The organism is Arthrobacter sp. 05T410, from assembly GCF_056396505.1.
In genome coordinates, this window is record NZ_JBFTLP010000004.1 from 221,806 (window position 1) to 247,816 (window position 26,011).

Genomic DNA, 26,011 nt, shown 5'->3' on the forward strand with positions numbered 1-26,011 from the left:
CATGGCCATTTTGAATATCCGCATCATCGGAGATCCTGTGCTGCGCACAGTCGCCGATCCCGTGACGGAATTCGGGCCTGAACTGGCAAAGCTCGTCGCCGACATGACCGAAACCATGGAGGATGTCGAGGGCGCCGGCCTGGCCGCGCCCCAGGTCGGTGTGAGCCTGCGCGTCTTCACCTACCGGATCGGCGGCGTCGAGGGTCACATCGTCAACCCCGTGCTGGAAAACAGCGAGGACTTCCAACCGGACCAGGTCGAGGGATGCCTGTCCATCCCGGGCCTGGGCTTCCCCGTCCGCCGGTACCGCCACACCCGGGTGACCGGCGTGGACCTGCACGGCAACCCCGTCACCGTGGAGGGCGAGGACATGCTGGCGCGCTGCTTCCAGCACGAGACCGACCACCTGGACGGCATTCTCTACACCGACCGGCTCGAGGGCGAAGACCGTAAGGCCGCCCTGCGCGCCATCCGCAATGCCAACTACGACGCCATCACGGAACAGACAACCACCAAGCGCGCGAAGAGCGTCGGGACGAGCTTTGGCGGGTCCAGCTTCGGAATCACCCCGTGAGGGTTCTCTTCGCCGGGACCCCCGCAGTCGCGGTGCCGTCGCTCGACGCCCTTGTTGCCGCCGGGTTCGACGTCGTCGCTGTCCTCACCCGCCCGGACGCACCGCTGGGACGCAAACGCGTCCTGACGCCGTCGCCCGTGGCCGCCAGGGCCGCCGAGCTCGGCATTGAGATCATCCACGCCGCCAAAGTCGATGCCGGGGTCACCGCCCGCATTGCCGCCGCAGCACCGGACGTCGCGGCGATCGTGGCCTATGGCGGGCTGATTCCCCCTGCGGCTCTCGCTGTCCCCCGCCACGGCTGGGTGAACCTGCACTTCTCCCTGCTGCCGGCCTGGCGCGGCGCAGCTCCCGTGCAGCGCGCCGTCATCGCCGGCGACGACGTCACGGGTGCCGTCACCTTCCGCCTGGAGGAGGGGCTGGACACCGGTCCGGTCTTCGGGACCCTCACCGAGACCGTGCACCCCGCCGACACCGCCGGGGCCCTGCTCGAACGCCTCTCCCACAGCGGCGCGGTCCTGCTGGCCCAAACGCTGTCCGCCATCGACGCCGGCAAGGCCGTCGCGCTCCCGCAGCAGGGCGACGTCAGCCTGGCACCGAAACTCAGTCTCGAAGACGGCCGGCTCGACTGGCAGCAGCCCGCCCTGGCGATCGGCCGCCGTGCCCGCGGCGTCACGCCGGAGCCGGGCGCCTGGACCCTGCTGGAGGGCCAGCGGATCAAACTGGAGCCAGTGCTGCCGGCAGCGGACTCGGCGGCGCTCCGGCCCGGACAGCTGGCATTGGACGGAAAACGGGTTCTCGTCGGTACGGGATCGCACCCGGTGGAATTGACGCGGGTGCAACCCGCGGGCAAGAAAATGATGGCCGCCGCTGATTGGGCGCGTGGGCAGGCAACACTTGAAAGCGTGGTATTCGAATGAGCGGTTCCGGGACCAACGGCAACAGCCGAGGCAGTGGCCAGGGCGCCGGGGGCGGCAGCAGGCGGAACGCCCAGGGCCGGGAACGCAACCGCGGCCCGCAGCGCGGCTTCACCGAGAGCGCCCCGTCCCAGCGGACCCGCCGCGCCGATCCGGCCCGACTGGTTGCCTTTGAAGTGCTCCGCGCCGTGGCCGCCGAGGACGCCTACGCGAACCTGGTGCTCCCGGCCCGGATCCGGCACCACGGGCTGGACAAGCGCGACGCCGGTTTCGCCACCGAACTCAGCTATGGCGCCCTCCGCGGCCAGGGCACGTACGACGCCATCCTGGCCCGGTGCGTGGACCGTCCGCTGGAGGAGCTGGATCCCGCGATCCTGGATGCCCTGCGGATCGGGGTGCACCAGCTGCTCGCCATGCGCGTGCCCGCTCACGCCGCCTTGGACCAGACGGTGGGGCTGGCCCGCGCCGTGATCGGGGCCGGGCCCTCGGCACTGATCAACGCCGTCCTGCGCAAAGTCTCCGCCCGCACCCTCGACGAATGGCTCGACCTGCTGCTGAGCACCGAGACGGATGCCACCAAGATCGCGTCCATCCGCTACGCCCACCCGGAGTGGATCGTCCGCGCGCTCCGCCAGTCGCTCGTGGCCCACGGCCGGGCGGTTTCTGAGATTGACGCGCTCCTCGAAGCCGACAACGCCGCGCCCGTGGTGAACCTTGTGGCGCTGCCCGGCGTCGGCAGCCTCGACGAGGCCCTGGAAGGCGGGGCCACCCCGGGCGAGCTCGTCGAGGGATCCGCGCTTTCCAGCGGCGGGGACCTCGGCCGGCTCGCCTCGGTCCGTGACGGAAGCACCCGTGTCCAGGACGTCGGTTCGCAGCTCGTGGCCCGCGCCATGGCCGCCGTCGATCTCGGCACAACCCCCGGCGCCGGGCCCGACAACAACATCAGCGCAGACCCCGGCACAAATTCTGGCGGCGAAACGGGGACGGACGGCGGGGGCGCGGGGGAGCGCTGGCTGGATCTCTGTGCCGGTCCCGGCGGCAAAGCCGCCCTGCTCGGAGCCCTCGCCCGGCAGCGGGGCGCCCACCTGCTGGCCAACGAATCCGCCCCGCACCGTGCCAAACTCGTGCGGCAGGCCCTGTCCGCGGTCCCGCGGGAGGCTTGGGAAGTAAGGACCGGGGACGGCCGCGACATTGGCGCCGAGCAGCCGGAGTCGTTCGACCGCGTCCTGGTGGATGTCCCGTGCACCGGCCTGGGCGCCCTGCGCCGGCGTCCGGAGTCGCGCTGGCGGCGCACGCCCAAGGACCTCGTGGACCTTGGCCCGCTGCAGCGCCAGCTGCTCAACTCCGCGATCGACGCCGTCAAGCCCGGAGGCGTGGTGGCGTACGTGACATGTTCGCCGCACCCGGCAGAGACCACCGCCGTCGTCAGTGATGCCCTGCGCAAGCGCGAGGACCTCGAGCTCCTCGACGCCGGCGCCGTGCTGGACGGCGTTAGCCTCACGGGCCACCTCGAGGCCGGGCACGAGCTCACCGCCCAGCTCTGGCCGCACGTGCACCAGACGGACGCCATGTTCCTGGCGCTGATTCGCAAGTTGGCCTGAGTTTCGCTGATACTGGGGCACTGCCACCAAAAACGAACCAGCAAAGTAAGAACGAGAAGGAAATCCATGGCCCAGTGCTGCATCAACCCGAGCATCCTTTCGGCTGACTTCGTCAACCTTGAGGCCGAACTGCGCCGTATCAGCAATGCCGATGCCGTGCATGTGGACGTCATGGACAATCATTTCGTGCCCAACCTGACCATTGGGCTGCCCGTGGTGCAGCGCATCCAGGCCGTCAGCCCGGTGCCGCTGGACGCCCACCTGATGATCGCCGACGCGGACCGCTGGGCGCCGGGCTTCGCCGACGCCGGGGTGGCCTCGGTGACGTTCCACGCCGAAGCCTCGATCGCGCCGATCAAACTCGCGCGGGAACTGCGCGCCCGTGGGTCCAAAGCCGGCATGGCGCTGCGTCCGGGCACTCCCGTGGAGCCCTATCTGGACATGCTCCCGGAACTGGACCTGCTGTTGATCATGACGGTGGAGCCAGGCTTCGGCGGGCAGTCTTTCCTGGACCTGACGCTGCCCAAGATCCGGCGGGCCCGCGCTGCCATTGACGGCTCCGGCGTCGCGGTGGCACTGCAGGTGGATGGCGGCATCACCGAGGAGACGATCGTGCGCGCGGCAGAGGCGGGGGCGAACGTCTTTGTTGCGGGGTCAGCCGTCTACGGCGCCGCGGATCCGGCGGAGGCTGTCGAAAGGCTCCGGGCGGCGGGGTCCCGCTGACGCGGGGTCCCGCTGACGCGCGGTCCCGGTAGGGAACTGCTGCGAAGATGACGCCGGGCGTAACATCGGCATCCGGGGAATAGCCCGGGCAGGGCCGCAGTTGTGTCAGAATAACAACACACATACGTGCTCCGGGGTCGGTGTAAGTCCGAACCGGCGGTGACAGTCCGCGACCCGCGCGCCAGCGCCCTCCCCCGGGAGGAAGCCGGCAGACGGTTGAACCGGTGAAATTCCGGTACCGACAGTTAAAGTCTGGATGAGAGAAGCACGTACAGCTGTTACTGCGGCGCCCCAACGGCGCCGCATAATTGCGCTGTCGTATACCCCCGGAGCCATCGCGGTTCTTGAGGGAAGGAACGACACACACATGGACCCCTTGCGATGGCTCTTCGAAGCGCAGATCCCCGTAGGCGGATCTGTCCTGATTCTTCGTGAAGTGCTAGGCAACATCTTTGGCCTCGCCAGCGCCGTCGGCGGCATGCGCCGCCGGGTCTGGGCATGGCCCGTCGGCATCGCCGGCAACTTGCTGCTCCTGACGGTCTTCCTGGGCAACGTCTTCGGTTCCGCCACGCCGGCCACGCTGTGGGGCCAGGCCGGACGCCAGGTCATGTTCATCGGCGTCGCCCTCTACGGCTGGTACCGCTGGCAGCAGGGCAGGAAGGCCGGCACCGGCGGGACTGCCGTCGCGCCGCGCTGGGCCGGCAACCAGACCCGGGTGATTCTGGCCCTCAGCCTCGTGGCCGGCACCGTGGCGCTTACCCCGGTCTTCGACTCCCTCGGCTCCTACCCGCCGGTCTGGGCAGACGCGTGGACGTTCATGGGCTCGCTGCTGGCGACCTACGGCATGGCGCGGGGCTGGACGGAGTTCTGGCTCATCTGGGTGGCGGTGGACATCGTCGGTGTGCCACTGCTGTTCAGCGCCGGCTACTACGCCAGCGCCGTCATGTACCTCTTCTACGGCTTCTTCACCCTGGCCGGGTTCTTTGTCTGGTGGCGTGCCTCCAGGCTGGCGAACCGGCCTGTCACGGTCGAAACCGCCTTCCCCGACCCTGTGGTGGCCAAGTGAGTGCCCTCAACACCGCCGGCGTGAGCGCCGGATTCAGCGCCGCGCCGTCCGGCGCTGCCCCGTCCGGCGCTGCCGCGTTCAACGCTGCCGAGAATGCTGCGATGCAGGCTGCCCTGGCCGCCGCGGCGCAGGGCCCGCGGGGCGCCAACCCGCTCGTCGGCGCCGTCGTCGTCGGGGCCGACGGGACGCACCTCGCCACCGGTTACCACCGCGGAGCCGGGACTGCCCACGCCGAGGCTGACGCCATCGGCCAGGCGAAGGCGGCGGGCCGGGACCTCCGCGGCGCGGCGATCGTGGTGACGCTGGAGCCCTGCAACCACTGTGGGCGCACCGGGCCCTGCGCGCAGGCGATCATCGATGCCGGCATCACCGACGTCATCTACGCCGTCGACGATCCCCACGACCCGGCGGCCGGCGGCGCCGTGACGCTCCGGGCCGCGGGCGTCCGCGTCCGCTCCGGGCTGGCCGCCGAGGCGGCGCTGGACCTGAACCGGCGCTGGTTCGACGCCGTCGCCGCCAAACGGCCGTTCGTCACCCTGCATATCGCCCAGACCCTCGACAGCCGCATCGCCGCCAGCGACGGCACCAGCCAATGGATATCCAGCCCGGAATCGCTCGCCGACAACCACGCCCTGCGCGGCCGGATAGACGCCATCCTGGTGGGCACCCAGACGGTCCTGATCGACAATCCCCGGCTCACCGCCCGGAACGGCGACGGCGAAGCAGAGGGCAAACAGCCGCTCCGCGCCGTGATGGGGTACCGGGGCATTCCCGACGACGCCGCCATCCACGGAGCCGACGGCAACGTCCTGCACCTGGCCACCCGCGACCCGCGCGAGGCCCTGGACCAGCTGTTCGCACACGGCGTCCGGCACCTCATGGTGGAGGGCGGCTCCCGGATCCTGAGCGCGTTCCTGGCCGCCGGCCTGGTCGACGAACTCATCGTCTACCTGGCGCCCACACTGCTTGGCTCCGGCACCGCCGCCCTGGACGACCTCGGCATCACCACCCTGGCCGATGCCCAGCGGTGGGAATGGGACCCGGCATCCGGCGGCGCCGTCCAGGTCCTCGGCCGCGACCTCCGGCTCCATCTTCGCCCGGCCGCCCCGGCCGATGAGGCTGACCCGGCCGCCACCCCTACTTCATCCGATACCACCCCGCACCGCACCGGCGCGGACACCGCCGCAGGAGGCAATTGATGTTTACCGGAATTATCGCCGAGCAGGGAAAGGTGCTGTCCATTGAGCGCAACGGGGACAGCAGCGCCACCGTACGGCTCCACGCACCCGGCACCACGGACGGTCTCGCCCTGGGCGGTTCCATAGCGGTCAACGGCGTCTGCCTCACCGCCACGCAGATCGACGGCAGGGACTTCAGCGTTGACGTTATGGGCGAGACCCTGGTCCGCAGCACGATCGGAGAACTCACTGCGGGCGATCCCGTCAACCTGGAACGCTGCGTCCCCGCCGGGGGACGGTTGGACGGCCACGTGGTCCAAGGCCACGTCGACGGCGTCGGCCAGCTCGTGGAGCGCGAGGGACTTGGCAACTGGGACCGGCTGCGGTTCGCGGTGCCGGCCGGGCTGGCCCGGTACATCGCCGAAAAGGGATCCATCGCCGTCGACGGCGTCTCCCTCACCGTCACGGCAGTCAGCCCGGCCAACTATCCGGCGCCCTGGTTTGAAGTAGGGCTCATCCCGACCACCCTGGCCGAGACCGGCCTGGGCCAGAAGACACCCGGCGGCCATGTAAACCTCGAAGTCGATGTCCTGGCGAAGTACACCGAACGCCTGCTGTCCTTTGCCGGCGGTTCGTCGCCCGCCGCGCACAGGGCAGCCGAAGGTTCCGACGGAGAAGCCGCCCTCACGGACGGGGCCGCGAAATGAGCCGGGTCACGGACCAGCCCGGCCATGATGTGGCCGGGCTGCGCGCCGCCGCTGCCGGCACCGGGCGTGCGGGCCTCGATCCGATCGAGGACGCCATCAGCGCCATGTCAGCCGGGCGCCCCGTCCTGGTGGTGGACAACGAGGACCGCGAGAACGAAGGCGACATCATTTTCGCCGCCGAGCACGCCACCCCCGCGCTGATGGGCTGGACAGTCCGCTACAGCTCCGGCGTGATCTGCGTACCGCTCGACGCCGACCGGGCAGACGCCCTCGCGCTGCCGCCAATGGTGGCAATCAACGAAGACGCCAAGGGCACCGCCTACACCGTGTCCTGCGACGCCGCCGTGGGTGTCAGCACCGGAATTTCCGCCACGGACCGCGCCCTGACGGCTCGGATCCTGGCCGACCCGCAAAGCCGGCCAAATTCCTTGACCCGCCCCGGGCATGTTTTCCCCCTCCGCGCCGTTAAGGGGGGAGTGCGGGAACGTCCCGGCCACACCGAAGCGGCCGTGGACCTGTGCCGGCTCGCGGGCCTGGAGCCCGTGGGCGTGATAGCAGAGCTGGTGTACGACAACGGAGAAATGATGCGGCTGGACGGATTGCGCGGCTTCGCCATCGAGCATGGCTGCCCCCTGATTTCGATTGCGGATCTGGTGGCGTATCTTGAAGCGGAACAGCACGGCAGCCACGCAGCGGACCCTGTCTGATGGAGGAGAAATAGTGACGACTTCGGAGACCCGAGAAGAGACGGCCATGGCCCGTCAACCGCATCCGGTCAGCGCAGGACCCATCGTCCAGCTGCCCACCGCCTTCGGCGACTTCGTGGCACAGGCCTGGACCGACCTCGCCACCGGCGCGGAGCACCTGGCCGTCAGTTCACCGATGGCGCCGGTTGACGGCCAGCCACCGCTGGTCCGCCTCCATTCGGAGTGCCTCACCGGCGATGTGTTTGGCTCCTACCGCTGCGACTGCGGCGAGCAGCTCGCCTATGCGCTCGAGCTGATCAACGAACTCGGCGGCACCCTGCTGTACCTGCGCGGCCAGGAGGGCCGCGGGATCGGCCTGGCGAACAAGATGAAGGCCTACGCCCTGCAGGAGGCCGGTTTTGACACCGTGGAGGCCAACGAACAGCTCGGGCTGCCGGTCGACGCACGCTGCTACAAGGCCGCGGCCCAGATCCTCGCGGAGATGGGTCTCCACGAGATCCGGCTGCTGAGCAACAACCCGGACAAGCAGGACCGGCTCGCGCAGGCAGGCGTCAAGGTGGTGGAGATGGTCCCCACGGAGGTCCCCTCCCGGGAGCAGAACATCCGCTACCTGCAGACGAAGAAGGACCGGATGGACCACCGCCTGGTCCTGGACGTTGAACCGGCTCCGGCCGCCGGCCTGTCCGGATTCGAGCACGACCAGGACTGACCGGGCAGCAACACGACCACCAGACTCAACAGCAAGGAATACCCTATGAGCGGCCACGGCGCCCCCCAGATCGACCTCAGCACCTTCAAGCCTGAAGAAACCTCACGGCTCAAGCTGGCCATTGTGGCCGCGAGTTGGCATACCCAGATCATGGACGGACTGCTCGACGGCGCCCTGCGCGCCGCGAAGGACGCCGGCATCAATGAGCCGACCGTCCTGCGCGTGCCGGGCACGTTTGAGCTCCCGGTCGCGGCCGCCCGGCTGGCACCGCACTTCGACGCCGTCGTGGCGCTCGGCGTCGTCATCCGGGGCGGCACTCCGCACTTCGAATATGTCTGCGAGGCGGCCACCCTGGGCCTGACCGAGGTCAGCGTCCGCACCGGGGTTCCCGTGGGCTTCGGCGTGCTGACGTGCGATACCGAGCAGCAGGGGATCGACCGGGCAGGCTTGCCGGGATCCACCGAGGACAAGGGTCACGAGGCCGTTACCGCTGCCTTGGCCACGGCAGTGACCCTCAAGCAGTTCGGCTGAGCCGCCAGGCTGCAGCCAAAGCCGGTGCGGGCGCCTCCCTGGCCGCCCGCGCCGGCTGAGTGTGCTGGCCTCGCTGGCCGTGTTGGATATGCAGTGCCTCACATCTCCGCCGTCATGCAACGCCCCGGCGGGCGTTCCCGCGCCGGGAGCAAGTAGGCTTGGGGGCGTGAAGAATTTCGAGTCGCTGTTCGCAGAACTGAGTGAAAAGGCAGCCGTCCGCCCGGAGGGCTCCCGCACCGTCGCCGAACTGGATTCCGGAGTCCATGGCATCGGCAAGAAGGTCGTGGAGGAAGCAGCCGAGGTTTGGATGGCTGCGGAGTATGAATCCGATGAGGCCGCCGCCGAGGAAATTTCCCAGCTGCTCTACCACCTGCAGGTTCTGATGCTCGCCAAAGGACTCACCCTGGAAGACGTCTACAAGCATCTGTAGCCGCGCCCGCACCGGACACCGCCATGACTTCGCTGGCGGATCCCGTGCACCGCGTGGCCGATGTGCCCCAACAGAGACTTCCACTCCCAAGAGAGACTTTTCCCATGCTTAGAGTTGCCGTCCCGAACAAGGGATCCCTGTCCGAAGCTGCCGCGGCCATGCTGGCCGAGGCAGGCTACCGCCAGCGCCGCGACACCCGCGAGCTTGTCATGGTGGACCCGGACAACGACATTGAGTTCTTCTTCCTCCGCCCGCGCGACATTGCTGTGTACGTGGGCCAGGGAACGCTCGACGTCGGCATCACCGGCCGCGACCTGCTGCTCGACGCGGAGGTCGAGGCTGAGGAGCTGCTGCCGCTGGGCTTCGCCGCTTCCACGTTCCGCTTCGCCGGCCCGGTCGGCGACTTCACCACGGTCGCCGAGCTCGAGGGCAAGCGCCTGGCCACGAGCTACGACGGACTGCTGCGCGGCTACCTGGCCGCACGCGGCATCAACGCCAAGGTGGTCCGCCTTGACGGCGCCGTTGAATCCTCCGTCCGACTCGGCGTCGCCGACGCGATTGCCGACGTCGTCGAGACCGGCACCACGCTCAAGGCCGCCGGCATGGAGATCTTCGGCGAGCCGATCCTGAATTCGGAGTCCGTGCTGATTGGCCGCAAGGGCGAGCAGAACCCTGCCACGGAGGTCCTGATCCGCCGGCTCCAGGGCGTCCTCGTGGCCCGGCAGTACGTGCTGATGGACTACGACATCCGCAAGGAACTCGTCGAGCAGGCCGCCGGGCTCACCCCCGGCCTGGAGTCGCCCACCGTGTCGCCGCTGCGCGATTCGGACTGGGTGGCCGTCCGCTCGATGGTGCCCAAGCGGGAAACCAACCGGATCATGGACGAGCTCTACGACCTCGGCGCCCGCGCCATCCTGGTCAGCAGCATCCACGCCTGCCGCATCTAGGCGCCCCGCCCCGCCGGTTCCCGCCAGGAACACCTTCAGCAATCACCCTGCAGCAATTACCCGCCTGCAAGTACCAGGAGAAGTCATGACTGTTGCCGTGCGCGTCATCCCGTGCCTCGACGTCGATGCCGGCCGCGTGGTCAAGGGCATCAACTTTGAGGGCCTCCGCGACGCCGGTGACCCGGTGGAACTGGCGCACCGCTACGACAACAGCGGCGCCGACGAGCTGACCTTCCTTGACGTCACGGCGTCCTCCGGCAACCGGGAGACCACGTTCGACGTCGTCCGCCGCACCGCCGAGGAAGTCTTCATCCCGCTGACGGTCGGCGGCGGCGTCCGTGGCGTGGCCGAGGTGGACAAACTCCTGCGCTGCGGCGCGGACAAGGCCGCCATCAACACCGCAGCCGTGGCCCGGCCGGACGTGATCGACGAGATCACCCGGCACTTCGGTTCCCAGGTCCTGGTGCTCTCCCTCGATGCGCGCCGGACCCGTCCGGGCTCGCAGCCCACCCCGTCCGGCTTCGAGGTCACCACGCACGGCGGACGGCAGGGGACCGGCATCGACGCGATCGCCTGGGCGCGGGAAGCGGCCGACCGCGGGGTGGGTGAAATCCTGCTCAACTCGATCGACGCCGACGGCACCAAGGACGGCTTCGATCTGGAACTGATCCGCCTGGCGCGGGCGGGGGTCAAGGTCCCGCTCATCGCCTCCGGCGGCGCCGGCAAGCCGGAGCACTTCCCGCCGGCCGTGGCAGCGGGCGCCGACGCCGTCCTGGCGGCCTCGGTCTTCCACTTCGGCCCGCTGGACATGATTGCGCAGGTCAAGGCCGCGATCCGCGACGCAGGCTTCGAAGTCCGCTAGTCCCCACCGCTTAAAGCAACGCGGGGTCACTTACCGCCCATCCCGGACGGGATTATGGGCCGTAAGTGACCCCGCGTTGCTTTATTTTTTAGGGAGCGGTCGGGGATTAAGCGGGTGGGGATTAGAGGCCGACTTCGGCGGACTGCAGGAGCGCGACGGCGTCCGGCTGGCCTTCGAAGGTCACGAGGGCGTGGCGGGTCCGGCCGTGGGCGTGCATGAGCAGCTCGCCCGGTTCGCCGACGATGGCCACGGACACGGGGGCGCGTTTGGCGACATGCCGCGGACCCGAGGGGCTCACCAGCACGATGCCCAGATCCACGCCGCGGTACAGGATCGCGGCCCGCTTGACGAGCTCGTCCCACAGCGCGTCCGAGTAGGCCTGGTCCAGGGCGCGCGGGGCCCAGCGGTCCACGGCGCGGCGGACGTCCTCGGTGTGCACAAAGTACTCGATCAGGTTGGAGCTTTCGTCCAGTGCCTTGATCCGCAGCGGGGACAGAGCGGGGGGACCGGCCCGGAAGTCGTTGACCAGCTTGGCGTAGTCCTCGGTGGTCTTCAGGGTGCCCGCCAGTTCGGCCGTCGCCTGGTCCGAGGCCTTGGACAGGCGCTTGATCAGCAGGCCCAGTCCGACGGCGATTTTCCGCTCGCGCAGGTACAGGTGCGCGGCAAGATCGCGGGTGAGCCAACCTGTGCAGAGCGTGGCGGCATCAGGGCCGGCCGCCAGCAGGGTTTCGGCCAGGACTTCTCGGGACGGTTCGACGAAATGCATCACTTGTGAAACTAGCACGAGACGGCCGTGCGTGGGCACAGGAATCGCCGCCGCGACCGCGCCCGGCCGCATGATGCAGGGCCGGACCGCGGCGCCGGGCCGATTGGCGCGCCAGTGTTAAGCGGCGGGACCTGTCCGCAGGCCGGCGACCGGCCCGGAGGCACTAGACTTGATCTGATGTCTGAGCAGCCCGCCTCCGCCCCCAGCCCCACCAACGGCAGCCCCACCAACGGCAGCGCCATCAACGGCAGCGCCGTCGATCGCAGTCCCGTCAGCGGCAGTCCCCTCCCGGCCGGACTGGCGGACGCGCTCAAGCGCGACAGCGCCGGCCTGGTGGCCGCAATCGTCCAGCAATTCGACACCCACGAGGTGCTGATGCTGGGCTGGATGGACGACGAGGCGCTGCACCGCACCCTGACCAGCGGGCGCGTGACGTTCTTTTCGCGCTCCCGCCAGGAGTACTGGCGCAAGGGAGACACCTCCGGGCACGTGCAATGGGTCAAGTCGCTCGCCATGGACTGCGACGGCGATGCGCTGCTGGTGCGGGTCGACCAGGTCGGCGCGGCCTGCCACACCGGAACCCGGACGTGCTTCGACGGCCGCGAGCTCGACGCCGTCGTCGGCCACGGAGGCTAGGCGCCCGGCACACCGGCAGAGCGCCCCGGCGCTTCCACAGCTTCACGAACCGGACCCCAGGCAGGATCCCATGACCGGATCCGGTCGCAGGTCCACCTAAAGAACAGGCGGAAAGCACAGCCATGCAGGACCTTGGAATCATCAGCCCCGGCCTCGAAGAGTTCCGCGAACTCGCAGGCCACAGCCGAGTCATCCCCGTCCGGCTCAAGGTACTGGCTGACGCCGAAACCCCGATCGGGCTCTACCGCAAGCTCGCCCATGGCCAGCCCGGAACGTTCCTGATGGAATCGGCGGCGGTCGGCGGCGCCTGGTCGCGCTATTCCTTCATCGGCTCCCGCTCCCGGGCCACCCTGACCACCAAGGACGGCAGCGCGCACTGGCTGGGCGAGCCCCCGGTCGGTGTGCCCCTGGACGGCAACCCCGTGGACGCCATCCGCGACACCGTCGCCGCGCTGCGGACCGAGCGCTTCGACGGCCTCCCGCCGTTCACCTCGGGCCTGGTCGGGTTCCTGGGCTGGGAAACCGTCCGGCACTGGGAGAAACTGACCAGCCCGCCGGAGGACGACCTCCAACTGCCGGAAATGGCCCTCAACCTGGTCACCGACATGGCGGTCCACGACAACATGGACGGCACCGTCCTGCTGATCGCCAACGCCATCAACTTCGACAACAGCACCGAACGGGTCGACGACGCCTGGCATGACGCCGTCGCCCGCGTCAAAGCCCTGCTCGAAAAGATCAGCCGCCCCGTGGAGCAGCCGGTCTCCGTGCTGGAGACGGCCGCCCTGGATTTCGCGTCCAGTGTGCAGGAGCGCTGGGACGAAACCGAGTACCTGGCCGCCCTGGACCGCGGCAAGGAGGCGATCGTGGACGGTGAGGTCTTCCAGGTGGTGATCTCCCGCCGCTTCGAAATGGAGTGCGGCGCCGACCCCCTCGACGTCTACCGGGTCCTGCGGAACACCAACCCCAGCCCCTACATGTACCTCTTCAGCTTCGAGGACGCCGCCGGCCGCGAATACACGATCGTCGGCTCCTCGCCGGAGGCCCTCGTCACCGTGACCGGGGACGAAGTCATCACCCACCCCATCGCCGGCTCACGCCCGCGCGGCAAGACGGTCGAGGCGGACAAGGCCCTGGCCGAGGAACTGCTGGCGGACGAGAAAGAACGCGCCGAGCACCTGATGCTGGTCGACCTGTCCCGCAACGACCTCTCGAAGGTCTGCGTGGCAGGATCCGTCGACGTCACGCAATTCATGGAAGTGGAGCGCTTCAGCCACATCATGCACCTGGTCTCCACCGTGGTCGGAGAGCTCGCCCCGGCAGCCAAGGCCTACGACGTGCTCAAGGCCACGTTCCCGGCCGGCACCCTCTCCGGCGCCCCGAAGCCGCGGGCCCTGCGCCTGCTGGACGAACTTGAACCGCACCGGCGCGGCATCTATGGCGGCGTGGTGGGGTACTTGGACTTCGCCGGGGACATGGACATGGCGATCGCCATCCGGTCGGCCCTGCTCCGTGAGGGACGCGCGTACGTCCAGGCCGGCGGCGGGATCGTCGCAGATTCGGTGAACCCGACCGAGGCCCAGGAAACCGTGAACAAGGCCGCCGCCCCGCTGCGCGCCGTGCACACGGCCAGGTCGCTGCACAACATCACCGTTGACGCAGTCACTGACGCAGCGCCCGACGCAGGAGCCGAGTCCTGATGGGGGAGCCGGAAGCCACCGCCAAGAACACCGCCAAGAACACCGTGAAGGGCACTGTGAAGAGCACTGTGAAGAGCCCCGGGGGGGCCGCCGTCCCGGGATGGGCCCGCAAGTCCACCCTGGTCCTGGTGATCGCTGCCCTGGCCCTTGCCGTGTTCGGGACCACCACCCAGACCTGGCTCACCGTGCACCTCGATCCCACGCAGCTCGGCGCGGCCGTGGCCAGCCAGGACGGCCTGCAGGTCCAGGGCAGCAAGGCTGCCACCACCGTGACAGCCCTGGCGCTTGTGGCCCTCGCCGGCGGCCTCGCGGCCTCCATCGCCGGCCGCGTGGCCCGCTGGGTGATCACGGCGATCATCCTCCTCGCGGCCGCGGGCATCGTCGCCGCGGCAGCCGTTGTGCTGGCGGACCCGCTGGCCGCGGCGCAGGGATCGATCGCGGCCGCCACCGGAATCAGCGGCAGCAGCGTACAGGTGGACGTCACGGTGTTCCCCGTCCTCGCCGTCGTCGCCGGAGCCCTGCTGGGACTCAGCGCCCTCGCGATCGTGCCGGCCGGCCGCTACTGGAAGACCCGCACCAAATATGACGCGGCCGCCGCCGGGCCCGCCGCCGGCGGCACTGCAGCCGGCGGTCATGCGCCGGCCGCCCCCGCGGACGAGATTGACAGCTGGGACCGGTTGTCCCGCGGTGACGACCCCACCTGAGCCGATGCCGCGGGCGCGACCGGCAACGCGACCGGTTACGCGGCCCAGCAACGCGACCCGGCAACGCGACCCGGCAACGCGGCCAAATAACACAGCAAAAAATGGCAGAATGTAAGCAGTATTCATCCTGAGGAGATTTCAATGAGCAAAGCCACTGTTTCCGCATCCACGTCCGCTGCGCCGAAGGGCGTCTACGACGACGTCGACCACAGCGAACCCCAGGGTCACGGCAACAGCCCGGCCGCGTGGACCTGCGTGATCGTGATGCTGATCGGCGCCCTCATTGCGTCCATCGCCTTCGTCATCGCCAACACCCCGATCTTCGTTGCAGGTGCGGCGGTCATGGTGGTCGGCCTGCTCGCCGGCTGGGCCATGCGCAAGGCCGGCTACGGCGTCGGCGGCAGCAAGCTGAAGAACTCCGGCCACTGAGCGTGAGCGTTCTCGACGACATCAATGCCGGTGTCAGGGAGGATATGCAGGCGCGCCAGCGTCTGGTTACGCTCGCGGAGCTGAAAGAGCGTGCCGCCGCGGCGGCGCCCGCCCGTGACGCCTGGGCCGCCCTCGGCGGGACCTCAAGCAGCCGGGACCAGCTCAAGGTGATTGCCGAGGTCAAGCGCCGCAGCCCGTCCAAGGGCCAGCTCGCGGACATCGCCGATCCCGCGTCCCTCGCCGCGCAGTACGCCGACGGCGGGGCCGCCGTGATCAGCGTCCTGACCGAGGAGCGCCGCTTCGGCGGCTCCTTGGCCGATCTCGACGCCGTCCGGGCCGCCGTGGACATTCCGCTGCTGCGCAAGGACTTCATGGTTGACGAGTACCAGATCTGGGAGGCCCGGGCGCACGGCGCCGACCTGATCCTGCTGATCGTGGCCTCGCTCTCGGACGCCCAGCTGCGTGAGTTCACGGCCCTCAGCCGCGAGCTCGGCATGAACGTGCTGGTCGAGACCCATACGGCGGAGGAAATCGAGCGCGCAGTCGCCGCGGAGGCCCGGATCATCGGCGTCAACGTACGCAACCTCAAGACGCTCGACGTCGACCGTTCCGTCTTCGCGGCGCTGACCGGCGGCATTCCCGCCGGTGCGCTCGTGGTCGCCGAGTCCGGTGTGCGCGACGTCGAGGACGTCAAGCACTACGCGGCCCGCGGAGCCAACGCGGTCCTGGTCGGCGAGGCGCTGGTCAGTGACGCGACGCCCCACGAGCGGATCGCCGAATTCATGGCTGCCGGCGCGACGGCAATCGCCGCGCGCGCCTGAGGCCGGCCGGTCCTGGCGCCTCCGTCCGGACCGTGAGCGGTGCCGGGCCCGCGATTTTGCCCGGACCAATGAGCGGATCTCATCAGCAGATCCCCAAAGCTAGCAGTGGAACAGGATGGTGAGACTGATGGTCGATGCACCAGCAGCCGGCTCTGACGAAAGTGCCGTGGACGCGTTCCTGCAGGGCGGCCGCCCCGCGGAGCATCCCGCGCAGGGCGAACCGTCCCTGCGCCACGCCCCGGGGCCCTACTTCGGGAACTACGGCGGCCGGTGGATGCCAGAGTCGCTCATCGCGGCTCTGGACGAGCTCGAGGACACCTTCGAGAAGGCCAAGGCCGATCCGGAGTTCACAGCCCAGATCGCCGAACTGAACAAGAACTACTCAGGCCGGCCGTCGCTGCTGACCGAGGCCAAGCGCTTCGCCGAGCACGCCGGCGGGGTGCGGATCTTCCTCAAGCGCGAAGACCTCAACCACACCGGCTCGCACAAGATCAACAACGTCCTGGGCCAGGCGCTGCTCGCCAAGCGGATGGGCAAAACCCGCGTCATCGCCGAAACCGGCGCCGGCCAGCACGGCGTCGCCAGCGCCACGGCCGCAGCCCTGCTGGGCCTGGAATGCGTGGTCTACATGGGCGCCGAGGACTGCCGCAGGCAATCCCTCAACGTGGCCCGCATGGAGCTCCTTGGGGCCACGGTCATCCCGGTCACCAACGGATCCCAGACGCTCAAGGACGCCATCAACGAGGCCCTGCGCGACTGGGTGGCAAACGTGGGCAACACGCACTACCTGCTGGGCACCGCCGCCGGAGCACACCCGTTCCCGGCGATGGTCCGCTACTTCCACGAAGTCATCGGCGAGGAAGCCCGCGCCCAGATCCTGGACCAGACGGGCCGGCTGCCGGATGCCGTCTGTGCCTGCATCGGCGGCGGCTCCAACGCGATCGGCATCTTCCACGGCTTCCTCGATGACCCTTCGGTCAAGATCTACGGCTTCGAGGCCGGCGGCGAGGGCGTCGAAACCGGACGCCACGCAGCCACCATCACCCTCGGCAAACCCGGCGTGCTGCACGGCGCCCGCTCCTACCTCATGCAGGACGACGACGGCCAGACCATCGAGTCGCATTCGATCTCCGCGGGCCTGGACTACCCCGGCGTCGGCCCCGAGCACTCCTACCTCGCCGACATTGGCCGGGTCAGCTACGAGCCCATCACGGACAGCGAAGCAATGGAGGCCTTCCGCCTCCTGTGCCGCACCGAGGGCATCATCCCCGCCATCGAGTCCGCCCACGCCCTCGCCGGCGCCATCAAGGTGGGCCAGCGGCTCGCCGCCGACGCGGCCGCAGGCAAGGCATCAGACGCCTCAGAGAAAATCGTGATCGTGAACCTCTCCGGCCGCGGCGACAAGGACGTGGCCACGGCCGCGGAATGGTTCGACCTGCTGGACAAGGATTCACCTGAAGCCGAAATCGCCAAAGAGGGGGAACAGCTGTGAGCACCAGCCAGGACGGCACCCAGCACGCCAGCAAGTCGGCCGCGGCCATTGACCGCGCCCGCGCCCAGGGCCGGGCGGCCCTGATCGGCTACCTGCCCGCCGGCTACCCGAGCGTTAAAGACACCATTGCCGCCGGCATCGCCCTGGCCGAGAACGGCGCCGACCTCATCGAGATCGGCATCCCGTACTCGGACCCGGTCATGGACGGCCAGGTCATCCAGGCTGCCACGACGGAGGCCCTCGCGAAGGGCTTCCACGTCCGGGAGGTCTTCGACGTCGTCCGCGGCATTACGAGCAAGACCGACGCCGCCGTGCTGGTCATGACGTACTGGAACCCCGTGGTCCGGATGGGCGTGGACGAGTTCTCCCGCCGCCTGGCCGAGGCCGGGGGAGCCGGGCTCATCACGCCCGACCTCATTCCGGACGAGGCCGCCGAATGGATGGCAGCCTCGGACAAGTACGGCCTGGACCGGGTGTTCCTCGTGGCTCCCTCGTCCTCGCCCGAACGCATGAAACGCACGGTCGACGCGAGCCGCGGCTTCGTCTACGCCGTCTCCATCATGGGCGTCACCGGCGCCCGGACCTCGGTCAGCTCAGCGGCCAAGGACGTCGTCGCCGCCGCGCACGCCGCGGGCGCCGAGCGCGTCTGCGTGGGCCTCGGCGTCTCCACCGCCAGCCATGTCCGCGAGATCGCCGAGTACGCCGACGGAGTGATTGTCGGCACCGCCCTCGTCGCGGCGATCCGGGACGGCGGCGTGGATGCGGTAGCCTCCTTGACGAAAGACCTCAGCACCGGCCTTACCAAGGAAGAAGCCTAAGCAATGCAGTCAGTCCTCCACGCGGCGGCGATGATTCCCGCGAGCATTCCGAGCCCCACCTGGTCCGGATTCGACATCCCGCTGCCGTGGGGGTCCCTGCGCATCCACGCCTACGCCCTGTGCATCCTCGCCGGCATTATTGCCGGCCTGTGGCTGACCTCGGTCCGCTGGGCACGCCGCGGCGCCCCCGAGGGCAGCGTCTGGGATATCGCCATCTGGGCCATCCCGTTCGGCATTATCGGCGGACGGCTGTACCACGTGTTCTCCTCTCCGGACGCCTACTTTGGCCCGGGATTCGACGGCACAGGGGACCTGTCCCTGATTCCGCAGATCCAGCGCGGCGGCCTGGGCATCTGGGGCGCCGTCGTGCTCGGCGCCGTGGGCGCCTGGATCGGGTGCCGGCGTGCCGGGGTCAAGCTGAGCGCCTTCATGGACGCCGCGGCCCCCGGACTGCTGCTGGCCCAGGCCATTGGCCGGTGGGGCAACTACTTCAACCAGGAACTCTTCGGCGGCCCCACCACGCTTCCGTGGGGGCTGCAGATCGATCCCAACAACCCGAACTTCCCCGCCGGCATGCCGACGGACACGCTCTTCCACCCGACGTTCCTCTACGAGTCGCTGTGGAATCTGGCCGGCGTGCTGATCCTGCTGGCACTCGACCGCAAATTCAGCTTCCGCCGCGGCCGTCTCTTCTGCGTCTACGCCATGTACTACACACTGGGCCGCGTCTGGATCGAGGCCATGCGGATCGACGACGCCGAACAGATCACCCTCTTCGGGCTCACCACCAGGCTCAATGTCTGGACCAGCATCATCGTCTTCGCCGGAGCCCTGCTCGCCTTCATCCTCCTCGGCCTGCGCAAGCGCTCCGAGCCGGACACCCCGTTCCTCCCCGGCCGCGCGCCCGTGGAGACTACGCCGGCAGGGACCCAGCCGGTGGAGACTACGCCGGCAGGGACCCAGCCGGTGGAGACTACGCCGGCTGAGGAAAAGTCGGCGGAGGCAAAGCCGGTCGCTGACGCGACCGAGGCCGACAGCGCTGGCCGCGCCACCGGCGCCGACGCCACCGGCGCCGACAGTGCCGCCCACGCTGACCGCGCCACCGTTCCCGCAGACGTGGCAACCATCCGCCATTCGGACGCCGCTGTCTCAGATAGTGAATCCCGTGCTAATCTCCGGAATAACCAAAGCGGACCAGTTCGCGCATCCGAGGATGCGGGCAGGGACTCCACGGGCGGCACCGCGCCCGCCAATGGAGCTCCGGCAGCCGGAGTTTCCGGCCGCCAGGGAACTGGAACCGCGCCGGAGGCTGAGGGCACCAAGTAGCTCAGCGCCGGCACTTCGGGTTGACCGGAGCCACCGCTCACCGGACCCGACTCCACAGCGTCGTGGCAAGAGGGCTTGCCGTGGACAGCAGATCGAAGCTGTCCATGCAAGCCCGGGCCAGCACCTGCGTAACTGTTAGTACAGGAGGCCGGGCTGGCCTACAATTCCAGTTAGAAAAACACTCTGTTGCGCCCGTCACACACCGGCGTGCCGAGTGGGGCCAATGTTGTCCCTCCCATACGCACGATCAGGAGGAAGGACGTCTCCAATGACCCAAACTCTTCACAGCCCCAGCTGGTCCGATCCGGACCAGCCCTCGGCTGCCGCGTCACCCTTCAGCCGCTTCGCGGCGATTCCGGCCGCTGCCGGACTCTACAATCCGGAGAACGAGAAGGACGCCTGCGGCCTGGCCATCATCGCCACGCTCCGCGGTGAGCCTGGCTACGACATCGTCGACGCCGCCCTGACCGCCCTGCGCAACCTCGAGCACCGCGGTGCCGTGGGCGCCGATGAAGGTACCGGCGACGGCGCCGGCCTCCTGATGCAGGTGCCGGACGAATTCTTCCGGGCAGTCACGGACTTCGAACTTCCGGCCCCCGGCCAGTACATCGTGGGAACCGCATTCCTGCCCGCCGAGCAGCGCGAATCGGACGCCGCCCGCGCCGGCATCGAAGGCCTCGCCGCGGACGAGGGCCTGACCGTCCTGGGCTGGCGTGAAGTCCCGATCGTGGCCGACCTGGTCGGGGCCATGGCCCGGGCCTGCATGCCGTACTTCTCGCAGCCGTTCTTCGCCTCCAGCACCGGGGAAACCCTCGAGCGCAACGAGCTCGACTCCCGCGCCTGGCGGATCCGCAAGCGCGCCCAGAACAAGTTTGGCGTGTACTTCCCGTCGCTCTCCTCCCGGACCATCGTCTACAAGGGCATGCTCACCACCGCGCAGCTCGAGCCGTTCTACCCGGACCTGTCGGACAAGCGCTTCAAGACCAAGCTCGCGATCGTCCACTCGCGCTTCTCCACCAACACCTTCCCGTCCTGGCCGCTGGCCCAGCCGTTCCGCACCATCGCGCACAACGGCGAAATCAACACCGTCAAGGGCAACCGCAACTGGATGCGGGCCCGGCAGTCCCAGCTCGCCAGCCCGCTGCTGGGGGACTCACCCGAAGAGCTGTTCCCGATCTGCACCCCGGGCGCCTCGGACTCGGCCTCCTTCGACGAGGTCGCCGAACTGCTCTGGCTCTCCGGCCGGCCCATCACGCACTCGATCATGATGATGATCCCGGAGGCGTGGGAAAACCACGCCACCATGGATCCGGCCCGCCGCGCCTTCTACGAATACCACTCGATGCTCATGGAGCCGTGGGACGGCCCGGCGGCCGTCTCCTTCACGGACGGCAACCTGGTCGGCGCCACGCTGGACCGCAACGGCCTGCGCCCGGGCCGGTACTGGATCACCGAGGACGGCCTGATCGTCTTCGCCTCCGAAGTCGGCGTGATCGACGTCGAACCCTCCAAGGTGGTCAAGAAGGGCCGCGTCTCGCCGGGCAAGATGTTCCTTGTGGACACCGGGGCCGGCCGGATCATCGACGACGCCGAGGTCAAGGCCGAGGTTGCCGCAGCGAACCCCTGGGCCGAATGGGTCAAGGACAACCTGATCGACCTCAAGAACCTGCCCGAACGCGAGCACGTCGTGCACACCGCCGCCTCGGTCAACATCCGCCAGCGCACCTTCGGCTACACCACCGAGGAACTGAAAATCCTGCTGGGCCCGATGGCCCGCACCGGCGCCGAACCGCTCGGTGCCATGGGCTCGGACACCCCGGTGGCCGTGCTGTCCAAGCGCCCGCGGCTGCTCTTCGACTACTTTGTGCAGTCCTTCGCGCAGGTCACCAACCCGCCGCTGGACGCCATCCGTGAAGAGCTCGTCACGTCCCTGACGTGCGCAATCGGCCCGAACGGCAACCTGCTGGACACCAAGCAGGTCCGGCAGCCGCAGGTCTCGCTGCCGTTCCCCGTGATCAACAACGACCAGCTCGCCAAGATCGCGAACATCGAGAGCGCCGACGGCGGCAAGGTCGCCATGAAGGTCCGCGGACTCTACCGCCCCGAAGGCGGCGAGAACTCCCTCCGGGCCCGGCTCACCGAAATCTGCGAACAGGTCTCCGGCGCCATCAACCGCGGCGTCCAGTACGTGGTGCTCTCGGACCGCGACTCGAACGCCCAGTGGGCCCCGATCCCGTCCCTGCTGCTGGTCAGCGCCGTGCACCACCACCTGCTGCGCAGCGCCAACCGCACCAAAACCGCGCTCGTGGTGGAAGCCGGCGACGTCCGCGAGACCCACCACGTCGCCGTGCTCATCGGCTACGGCGCCTCCGCCGTGAACCCGTACCTGGCCATGGAATCCGTGGAACAGCTCATCGCCTCCGGCGACGTCGTGGGGGTCACCCCGCAGGACGGCGTCTACAACCTGATCAAGGGCCTGGGCAAGGGCGTCCTGAAGATCATGTCCAAGATGGGCATCTCCACCGTGGCCTCCTACACCGGTGCCCAGACCTTCGAAGCCCTCGGCCTCGGCCAGGACCTCGTGGACGAGTACTTCTCCGGCACGCACTCCCAGCTCGGCGGCGTCGGCCTCGACGTCATTGCTGCCGAAGTCCTGGCCCGGCACCGCATGGCCTACCCCGAGAACGGCATCGAACTGCCGCACCAGCCCCTGCTAGGCGGCGGCGAGTACCAGTGGCGCCGTGACGGCGAACCCCACCTGTTCAACCCCGAGACCGTCTTCCGGCTCCAGCACGCCACGCGTGAACGCCGCTACGACATCTTCAAGGCCTATACCCGCGGCGTTGACGACCAGTCCGAGAACCTCATGACCCTGCGCGGTCTGCTGAAGTTCAAGGCCGGTTCGCGTCCCGCGGTGCCGCTTGAGGAAGTCGAACCGGTTTCCAGCATCGTCAAGCGGTTCTCCACCGGCGCCATGAGCTACGGCTCCATCTCCAAGGAAGCCCACGAGACCCTCGCGATCGCCATGAACCGGCTGGGCGGCAAGTCCAACACCGGTGAAGGCGGCGAGGACGTGGACCGGCTGCTCGATCCCACCCGCCGTTCCGCGGTCAAGCAGATCGCCTCCGGCCGCTTCGGCGTCACCAGCCTGTACCTGTCCAACGCGGACGACATCCAGATCAAGATGGCCCAGGGTGCCAAGCCCGGCGAAGGCGGCCAGCTGATGGCGCAGAAGGTCTACCCCTGGGTGGCCCGCACGCGGCACTCGACCCCCGGCGTCGGCCTCATTTCGCCGCCCCCGCACCACGACATCTACTCGATCGAGGACCTCGCGCAGCTGATCTATGACGCCAAGCGCGCCAACCCCTCGGCCCGGGTGCACGTCAAACTCGTCTCCGAGGTCGGGATCGGCACCGTGGCGGCCGGCGTCACCAAGGCGAAGGCCGACGTCGTGCTGGTCTCCGGGCACGACGGCGGTACCGGCGCCTCGCCGCTGAACTCGCTCAAGCACGCCGGTGTCCCGTGGGAACTCGGCCTCGCCGAGACGCAACAGACGCTTATGCTCAACGGCCTGCGCGACCGTGTGGTGATTCAGGTCGACGGCCAGCTCAAGACCGGCCGCGACGTCGTGATCGCCGCGTTGCTCGGCGGCGAGGAGTTTGGTTTCGCCACCGCCCCGCTGGTGGTCTCAGGCTGCATCATGATGCGCGTCTGCCACCTGGACACCTGCCCGGTGGGCGTCGCAACCCAGAACCCCGAGCTGCGCTCCCGGTTCAACGGCAAGCCCGAATTCGTGGTGAACTTCTTCGAATTCCTTGCCGAGGAAGTCCGCGAAATCCTCGCCGAGCTGGGTTTCCGCAGCATCGAGGAGGCGATTGGCCACGCCGAGATGCTCGACTCCCGCGACGCGATCAACCACTGGAAGGCCGAAGGGCTGGACCTGGATCCGATCCTGCACGGGCTCGAGTTCGACAACGACGCGCCGCTGCGCAACCTCACCGGCCAGAACCACGAACTCGACAAGCACTTCGACCAGCGCCTGATCGCCATGGCGGCCGAAGCGCTGAGCGACCGCACGCCGGTGAAGATCTCCGTGAACGTCATCAACACGGACCGCTCCGTCGGCACCATGCTCGGCCACGTCGTGACGAAGACCTTCAGCACCGACGTCCTGGCCACGGACACCATCGACATCACGCTCAATGGCACCGCGGGCCAGTCGCTCGGGGCGTTCCTGCCGGCCGGCATCACGCTGCGCATGTTCGGCGACTCCAACGACTACGTCGGCAAGGGACTCTCCGGCGGCCGCATCATCGTCCGGCCGGACCGCACCAACGTGTTCCCGGCCGAGCGCAACGTGATCGCCGGCAACGTGATCGGCTACGGCGCCACAAGCGGTGAAATGTTCCTCCGCGGCCAGGTGGGCGAACGCTTCCTGGTCCGCAACTCCGGCGCCACCGCTGTGGTCGAAGGCATCGGGGACCACGGCTGCGAGTACATGACCGGCGGCCAGACGCTCATCATCGGCCGTACCGGCCGCAACTTCGGCGCCGGCATGTCCGGGGGCACAGCCTACGTGCTGGACCTGCAGACCGAGCGCGTCAACAAGCAGGCCCTCGAGTCAGGCGAGCTGCAGCTGCGCGAGCTCGACGCCGAGGACCGCGACATCGTCCACGGGCTGCTCGTCAAGCACCTCGAGGAAACCGAGTCGCTGCTCGCGGCACGGCTCCTCGAGAACTTCGATGACACCGCAGCCCGCATAACCAAGGTGCTGCCGCGCGACTACGCGGCCGTCCTGCAAACCCGTCTTGACGCCATCGAAGAGGGCCTGGACCCCGACGGCGAAGAAGTTTGGTCTCGAATCCTGGAGGTGACCGGTGGCTGATCCACGCGGATTTCTGAAAGTACGTCAGCGTGAAACCCAGCCGCGCCGTCCCGTCCCGGTCCGCATCATGGACTGGAAAGAGGTCTATGAGGCCCAGGAAAAGGGTGTCCTCAAGAGCCAGGCCGGCCGCTGCATGGACTGCGGCGTCCCGTTCTGCCACCAGGGCTGCCCGCTGGGCAACCTCATTCCGGAATGGAACGACCTCGTCTGGCGGGACAAGGGCGAGGAAGCGATGGAGCGGCTGCACGCCACCAACAACTTCCCCGAATTCACCGGACGGCTGTGCCCGGCCCCCTGCGAGGCGTCCTGCGTACTCGGCATCAACCAGCCCGCGGTGACCATCAAGCAGGTCGAGGTGTCCATCGTGGACCAGGCCTTCGAGAACGGCTGGGTCAACCCCCTGCCGCCCGCGCGACTGACCGGCAAGACGGTCGCCGTCGTCGGGTCCGGCCCCGCCGGGCTCGCCGTCGCCCAGCAGCTGACCCGGGTGGGCCACACTGTGGCCGTGTACGAGCGCGACGACAAGATCGGCGGCCTCCTGCGCTACGGGATCCCCGACTTCAAGATGGAAAAAGAGCAGGTGGACCGCCGGCTGGAGCAGATGAAGGCCGAAGGCACCCGGTTCCGCACCGGGGTGGCCGTCGGCACCGACGTGACGTGGGAGCAGCTGCGCCGCCGGTACGACGCCGTCGTCATCGCCACCGGGGCCACCGTCCCGCGTGACCTGCCGATCCCGGGCCGCGATCTCGACGGCGTCCACTACGCCATGGATTACCTCGTGCCGGCCAACCGGGTGGTGGCGGGGGAGACCGTGGAGAACCAGATCAATGCCGCGGGCAAGCACGTGGTTATCCTCGGCGGCGGCGACACCGGCGCCGACTGCCTCGGCACCGCGCACCGTCACCAGGCCGCGTCCGTGACCACCCTGGCGATCGGCAAGCAGCCGCCCGTCGAGCGGGCCGGCCACCAGCCCTGGCCGACGTTCCCCACCTTGTTCGAGGTCGCCAGCGCGCACGAGGAAGGCGGCGAACGCACCTACCTCGCCTCCACCGTGGAGTTCGTCGGGGAAAACGGCAAACTCACGGGCGTCAAGGTGGCGGAGACGGAATTCGTCGACGGCAAACGCCTGCCGAAGGCCGGCACCGAGCGGATCATTCCGGCGGACCTCGTCTTTTTGTCCCTGGGCTTCACCGGCGCCGAGCCGGCAGGGATCACCGACCAGGTACAGGCCGACTTTGACGGCCGCGGCAACGTGGCACGCGACGGCTACTACATGACCAACACTGAAGGCATCTTCGTCGCGGGCGACGCCGGCCGCGGCCAGTCGCTCATCGTTTGGGCCATCGCCGAAGGGCGCGCCTGCGCGGCCGCGGTGGACAAGTTCCTGATGGGCAGCACCATTCTGCCGGCACCCGTGGCGCCGACCGACCGTGCGATGGCTGTTCTGTAGTCCCACAGGACCTCCGGGATTCATCCGCACTTCAA

Annotated in this window: 24 protein-coding genes and 1 riboswitch; of the genes, 23 read left to right on the forward strand and 1 reads right to left on the reverse strand. The window is 68.8% G+C overall.

Translation table 11 applies throughout. The features are described from left to right. Window position 1: 1 nt before the first annotated feature. The 13 genes from def (at window position 2) to hisF (ending at window position 10,949) form a co-directional block, all read left to right on the forward strand. Window positions 2-574, forward strand: coding sequence for a peptide deformylase (gene def / locus AC1DFR_RS07880; RefSeq protein WP_079553669.1), 573 nt, complete (start codon window positions 2-4; stop codon window positions 572-574). Continuing rightward, window positions 571-1,491, forward strand: coding sequence for a methionyl-tRNA formyltransferase (fmt, locus tag AC1DFR_RS07885; RefSeq protein WP_476857165.1), 921 nt, complete (start codon window positions 571-573; stop codon window positions 1,489-1,491). The genes def and fmt overlap by 4 nt, the downstream gene beginning before the upstream one ends. Then, a complete protein-coding gene (locus AC1DFR_RS07890) occupies window positions 1,488-3,089 on the forward strand; it encodes an RsmB/NOP family class I SAM-dependent RNA methyltransferase (protein ID WP_476873109.1) in 1,602 nt (533 codons plus the stop codon). Before fmt ends, AC1DFR_RS07890 begins: the two co-directional genes overlap by 4 nt. A gap of 66 nt (window positions 3,090-3,155) precedes the next feature. After that, window positions 3,156-3,812, forward strand: a complete 657-nt coding sequence (gene rpe, locus AC1DFR_RS07895; RefSeq protein WP_476860255.1) for a ribulose-phosphate 3-epimerase — start codon at window positions 3,156-3,158, stop codon at window positions 3,810-3,812. A gap of 122 nt (window positions 3,813-3,934) precedes the next feature. Continuing rightward, window positions 3,935-4,085: riboswitch (FMN riboswitch) on the forward strand. A gap of 94 nt (window positions 4,086-4,179) precedes the next feature. Then, window positions 4,180-4,878: a nicotinamide riboside transporter PnuC gene (gene pnuC, locus AC1DFR_RS07900; protein ID WP_476873110.1), complete on the forward strand. Its 699-nt coding sequence runs from the start codon at window positions 4,180-4,182 to the stop codon at window positions 4,876-4,878. Window positions 4,879-4,979: 101 nt separating this feature from the next. Then, window positions 4,980-6,077 (forward strand): bifunctional diaminohydroxyphosphoribosylaminopyrimidine deaminase/5-amino-6-(5-phosphoribosylamino)uracil reductase RibD, encoded by a 1,098-nt coding sequence (ribD, locus tag AC1DFR_RS07905; protein WP_476873132.1) that lies wholly within the window; start codon window positions 4,980-4,982, stop codon window positions 6,075-6,077. Continuing rightward, on the forward strand, window positions 6,077-6,763 hold the full coding sequence (locus AC1DFR_RS07910) for a riboflavin synthase (protein WP_476870624.1): 687 nt from the start codon (window positions 6,077-6,079) through the stop codon (window positions 6,761-6,763). The genes ribD and AC1DFR_RS07910 overlap by 1 nt, the downstream gene beginning before the upstream one ends. After that, entirely contained in the window at window positions 6,760-7,470 is a 711-nt protein-coding gene (gene ribB, locus AC1DFR_RS07915; RefSeq protein WP_476860256.1) for a 3,4-dihydroxy-2-butanone-4-phosphate synthase, read from the forward strand. The genes AC1DFR_RS07910 and ribB overlap by 4 nt, the downstream gene beginning before the upstream one ends. Window positions 7,471-7,516: 46 nt before the next feature. Beyond that, window positions 7,517-8,179, forward strand: coding sequence for a GTP cyclohydrolase II (gene ribA / locus AC1DFR_RS07920; RefSeq protein ID WP_476873133.1), 663 nt, complete (start codon window positions 7,517-7,519; stop codon window positions 8,177-8,179). 45 nt (window positions 8,180-8,224) lie between these two features. After that, window positions 8,225-8,710, forward strand: coding sequence for a 6,7-dimethyl-8-ribityllumazine synthase (ribH, locus tag AC1DFR_RS07925; RefSeq protein WP_018772462.1), 486 nt, complete (start codon window positions 8,225-8,227; stop codon window positions 8,708-8,710). A 166-nt stretch (window positions 8,711-8,876) separates the two neighbouring features. Then, window positions 8,877-9,140 carry a phosphoribosyl-ATP diphosphatase gene (locus AC1DFR_RS07930; protein WP_018772463.1) on the forward strand — a complete coding sequence of 88 codons (264 nt, stop codon included), beginning with the start codon at window positions 8,877-8,879 and terminating at the stop codon, window positions 9,138-9,140. Between the two features lie 104 nt (window positions 9,141-9,244). After that, entirely contained in the window at window positions 9,245-10,087 is an 843-nt protein-coding gene (gene hisG / locus AC1DFR_RS07935) for an ATP phosphoribosyltransferase (RefSeq protein ID WP_028277039.1), read from the forward strand. Between the two features lie 85 nt (window positions 10,088-10,172). Beyond that, on the forward strand, window positions 10,173-10,949 hold the full coding sequence (hisF, locus tag AC1DFR_RS07940; RefSeq protein ID WP_026536975.1) for an imidazole glycerol phosphate synthase subunit HisF: 777 nt from the start codon (window positions 10,173-10,175) through the stop codon (window positions 10,947-10,949). A gap of 121 nt (window positions 10,950-11,070) precedes the next feature. Here the strand turns inward: hisF and AC1DFR_RS07945 are convergent, their stop codons facing one another. Further along, window positions 11,071-11,715 (reverse strand): TIGR03085 family metal-binding protein, encoded by a 645-nt coding sequence (locus tag AC1DFR_RS07945; RefSeq protein WP_028277041.1) that lies wholly within the window; start codon window positions 11,713-11,715, stop codon window positions 11,071-11,073. A gap of 177 nt (window positions 11,716-11,892) precedes the next feature. Between AC1DFR_RS07945 and hisI the strand changes: the two genes are divergently transcribed. The 10 genes from hisI (at window position 11,893) to AC1DFR_RS07995 (ending at window position 25,976) form a co-directional block, all read left to right on the forward strand. Further along, on the forward strand, window positions 11,893-12,351 hold the full coding sequence (gene hisI / locus AC1DFR_RS07950; protein ID WP_476873111.1) for a phosphoribosyl-AMP cyclohydrolase: 459 nt from the start codon (window positions 11,893-11,895) through the stop codon (window positions 12,349-12,351). A gap of 122 nt (window positions 12,352-12,473) precedes the next feature. After that, window positions 12,474-14,051 (forward strand): anthranilate synthase component I, encoded by a 1,578-nt coding sequence (locus AC1DFR_RS07955; RefSeq protein ID WP_476851521.1) that lies wholly within the window; start codon window positions 12,474-12,476, stop codon window positions 14,049-14,051. Continuing rightward, window positions 14,051-14,755 (forward strand): Trp biosynthesis-associated membrane protein, encoded by a 705-nt coding sequence (locus AC1DFR_RS07960; RefSeq protein WP_476873112.1) that lies wholly within the window; start codon window positions 14,051-14,053, stop codon window positions 14,753-14,755. Before AC1DFR_RS07955 ends, AC1DFR_RS07960 begins: the two co-directional genes overlap by 1 nt. A 141-nt stretch (window positions 14,756-14,896) precedes the next feature. Next, entirely contained in the window at window positions 14,897-15,184 is a 288-nt protein-coding gene (locus AC1DFR_RS07965; protein WP_476851523.1) for an HGxxPAAW family protein, read from the forward strand. A 2-nt stretch (window positions 15,185-15,186) separates the two neighbouring features. Next, the gene (gene trpC / locus AC1DFR_RS07970; protein ID WP_476857175.1) at window positions 15,187-16,005 is read left to right on the forward strand and encodes an indole-3-glycerol phosphate synthase TrpC; all 819 of its coding nucleotides are present in this window, start codon (window positions 15,187-15,189) and stop codon (window positions 16,003-16,005) included. A 127-nt stretch (window positions 16,006-16,132) separates the two neighbouring features. Next, complete coding sequence (gene trpB, locus AC1DFR_RS07975) at window positions 16,133-17,497, forward strand: tryptophan synthase subunit beta (protein ID WP_476873113.1); 1,365 nt, start codon at window positions 16,133-16,135, stop codon at window positions 17,495-17,497. Next, on the forward strand, window positions 17,494-18,315 hold the full coding sequence (trpA, locus tag AC1DFR_RS07980; RefSeq protein WP_476873114.1) for a tryptophan synthase subunit alpha: 822 nt from the start codon (window positions 17,494-17,496) through the stop codon (window positions 18,313-18,315). The genes trpB and trpA overlap by 4 nt, the downstream gene beginning before the upstream one ends. A 3-nt stretch (window positions 18,316-18,318) precedes the next feature. Further along, a complete protein-coding gene (gene lgt / locus AC1DFR_RS07985) occupies window positions 18,319-19,641 on the forward strand; it encodes a prolipoprotein diacylglyceryl transferase (RefSeq protein ID WP_476873115.1) in 1,323 nt (440 codons plus the stop codon). 268 nt (window positions 19,642-19,909) lie between these two features. Continuing rightward, window positions 19,910-24,526 carry a glutamate synthase large subunit gene (gene gltB / locus AC1DFR_RS07990; RefSeq protein WP_476873116.1) on the forward strand — a complete coding sequence of 1,539 codons (4,617 nt, stop codon included), beginning with the start codon at window positions 19,910-19,912 and terminating at the stop codon, window positions 24,524-24,526. Then, window positions 24,519-25,976, forward strand: a complete 1,458-nt coding sequence (locus AC1DFR_RS07995) for a glutamate synthase subunit beta (protein WP_028277049.1) — start codon at window positions 24,519-24,521, stop codon at window positions 25,974-25,976. The genes gltB and AC1DFR_RS07995 overlap by 8 nt, the downstream gene beginning before the upstream one ends. Window positions 25,977-26,011 lie beyond the last annotated feature (35 nt).

Excerpts from the sequence above, each read along its gene's own strand:
- def (WP_079553669.1), top strand. The coding sequence starts at position 2 with ATGGCCATTTTGAATATCCGCATCATCGGAGATCCTGTGCTGCGCACA.
- AC1DFR_RS07890 (WP_476873109.1), top strand. The coding sequence starts at position 1,488 with ATGAGCGGTTCCGGGACCAACGGCAACAGCCGAGGCAGTGGCCAGGGC.
- rpe (WP_476860255.1), top strand. The coding sequence starts at position 3,156 with ATGGCCCAGTGCTGCATCAACCCGAGCATCCTTTCGGCTGACTTCGTC.
- pnuC (WP_476873110.1), top strand. The coding sequence starts at position 4,180 with ATGGACCCCTTGCGATGGCTCTTCGAAGCGCAGATCCCCGTAGGCGGA.
- ribD (WP_476873132.1), top strand. The coding sequence starts at position 4,980 with ATGCAGGCTGCCCTGGCCGCCGCGGCGCAGGGCCCGCGGGGCGCCAAC.
- AC1DFR_RS07910 (WP_476870624.1), top strand. The coding sequence starts at position 6,077 with ATGTTTACCGGAATTATCGCCGAGCAGGGAAAGGTGCTGTCCATTGAG.
- ribB (WP_476860256.1), top strand. The coding sequence starts at position 6,760 with ATGAGCCGGGTCACGGACCAGCCCGGCCATGATGTGGCCGGGCTGCGC.
- ribA (WP_476873133.1), top strand. The coding sequence starts at position 7,517 with ATGGCCCGTCAACCGCATCCGGTCAGCGCAGGACCCATCGTCCAGCTG.
- ribH (WP_018772462.1), top strand. The coding sequence starts at position 8,225 with ATGAGCGGCCACGGCGCCCCCCAGATCGACCTCAGCACCTTCAAGCCT.
- hisG (WP_028277039.1), top strand. The coding sequence starts at position 9,245 with ATGCTTAGAGTTGCCGTCCCGAACAAGGGATCCCTGTCCGAAGCTGCC.
- hisF (WP_026536975.1), top strand. The coding sequence starts at position 10,173 with ATGACTGTTGCCGTGCGCGTCATCCCGTGCCTCGACGTCGATGCCGGC.
- AC1DFR_RS07945 (WP_028277041.1), bottom strand. The coding sequence starts at position 11,715 with ATGCATTTCGTCGAACCGTCCCGAGAAGTCCTGGCCGAAACCCTGCTG.
- hisI (WP_476873111.1), top strand. The coding sequence starts at position 11,893 with ATGTCTGAGCAGCCCGCCTCCGCCCCCAGCCCCACCAACGGCAGCCCC.
- AC1DFR_RS07955 (WP_476851521.1), top strand. The coding sequence starts at position 12,474 with ATGCAGGACCTTGGAATCATCAGCCCCGGCCTCGAAGAGTTCCGCGAA.
- AC1DFR_RS07960 (WP_476873112.1), top strand. The coding sequence starts at position 14,051 with ATGGGGGAGCCGGAAGCCACCGCCAAGAACACCGCCAAGAACACCGTG.
- AC1DFR_RS07965 (WP_476851523.1), top strand. The coding sequence starts at position 14,897 with ATGAGCAAAGCCACTGTTTCCGCATCCACGTCCGCTGCGCCGAAGGGC.
- trpB (WP_476873113.1), top strand. The coding sequence starts at position 16,133 with ATGGTCGATGCACCAGCAGCCGGCTCTGACGAAAGTGCCGTGGACGCG.
- lgt (WP_476873115.1), top strand. The coding sequence starts at position 18,319 with ATGCAGTCAGTCCTCCACGCGGCGGCGATGATTCCCGCGAGCATTCCG.
- gltB (WP_476873116.1), top strand. The coding sequence starts at position 19,910 with ATGACCCAAACTCTTCACAGCCCCAGCTGGTCCGATCCGGACCAGCCC.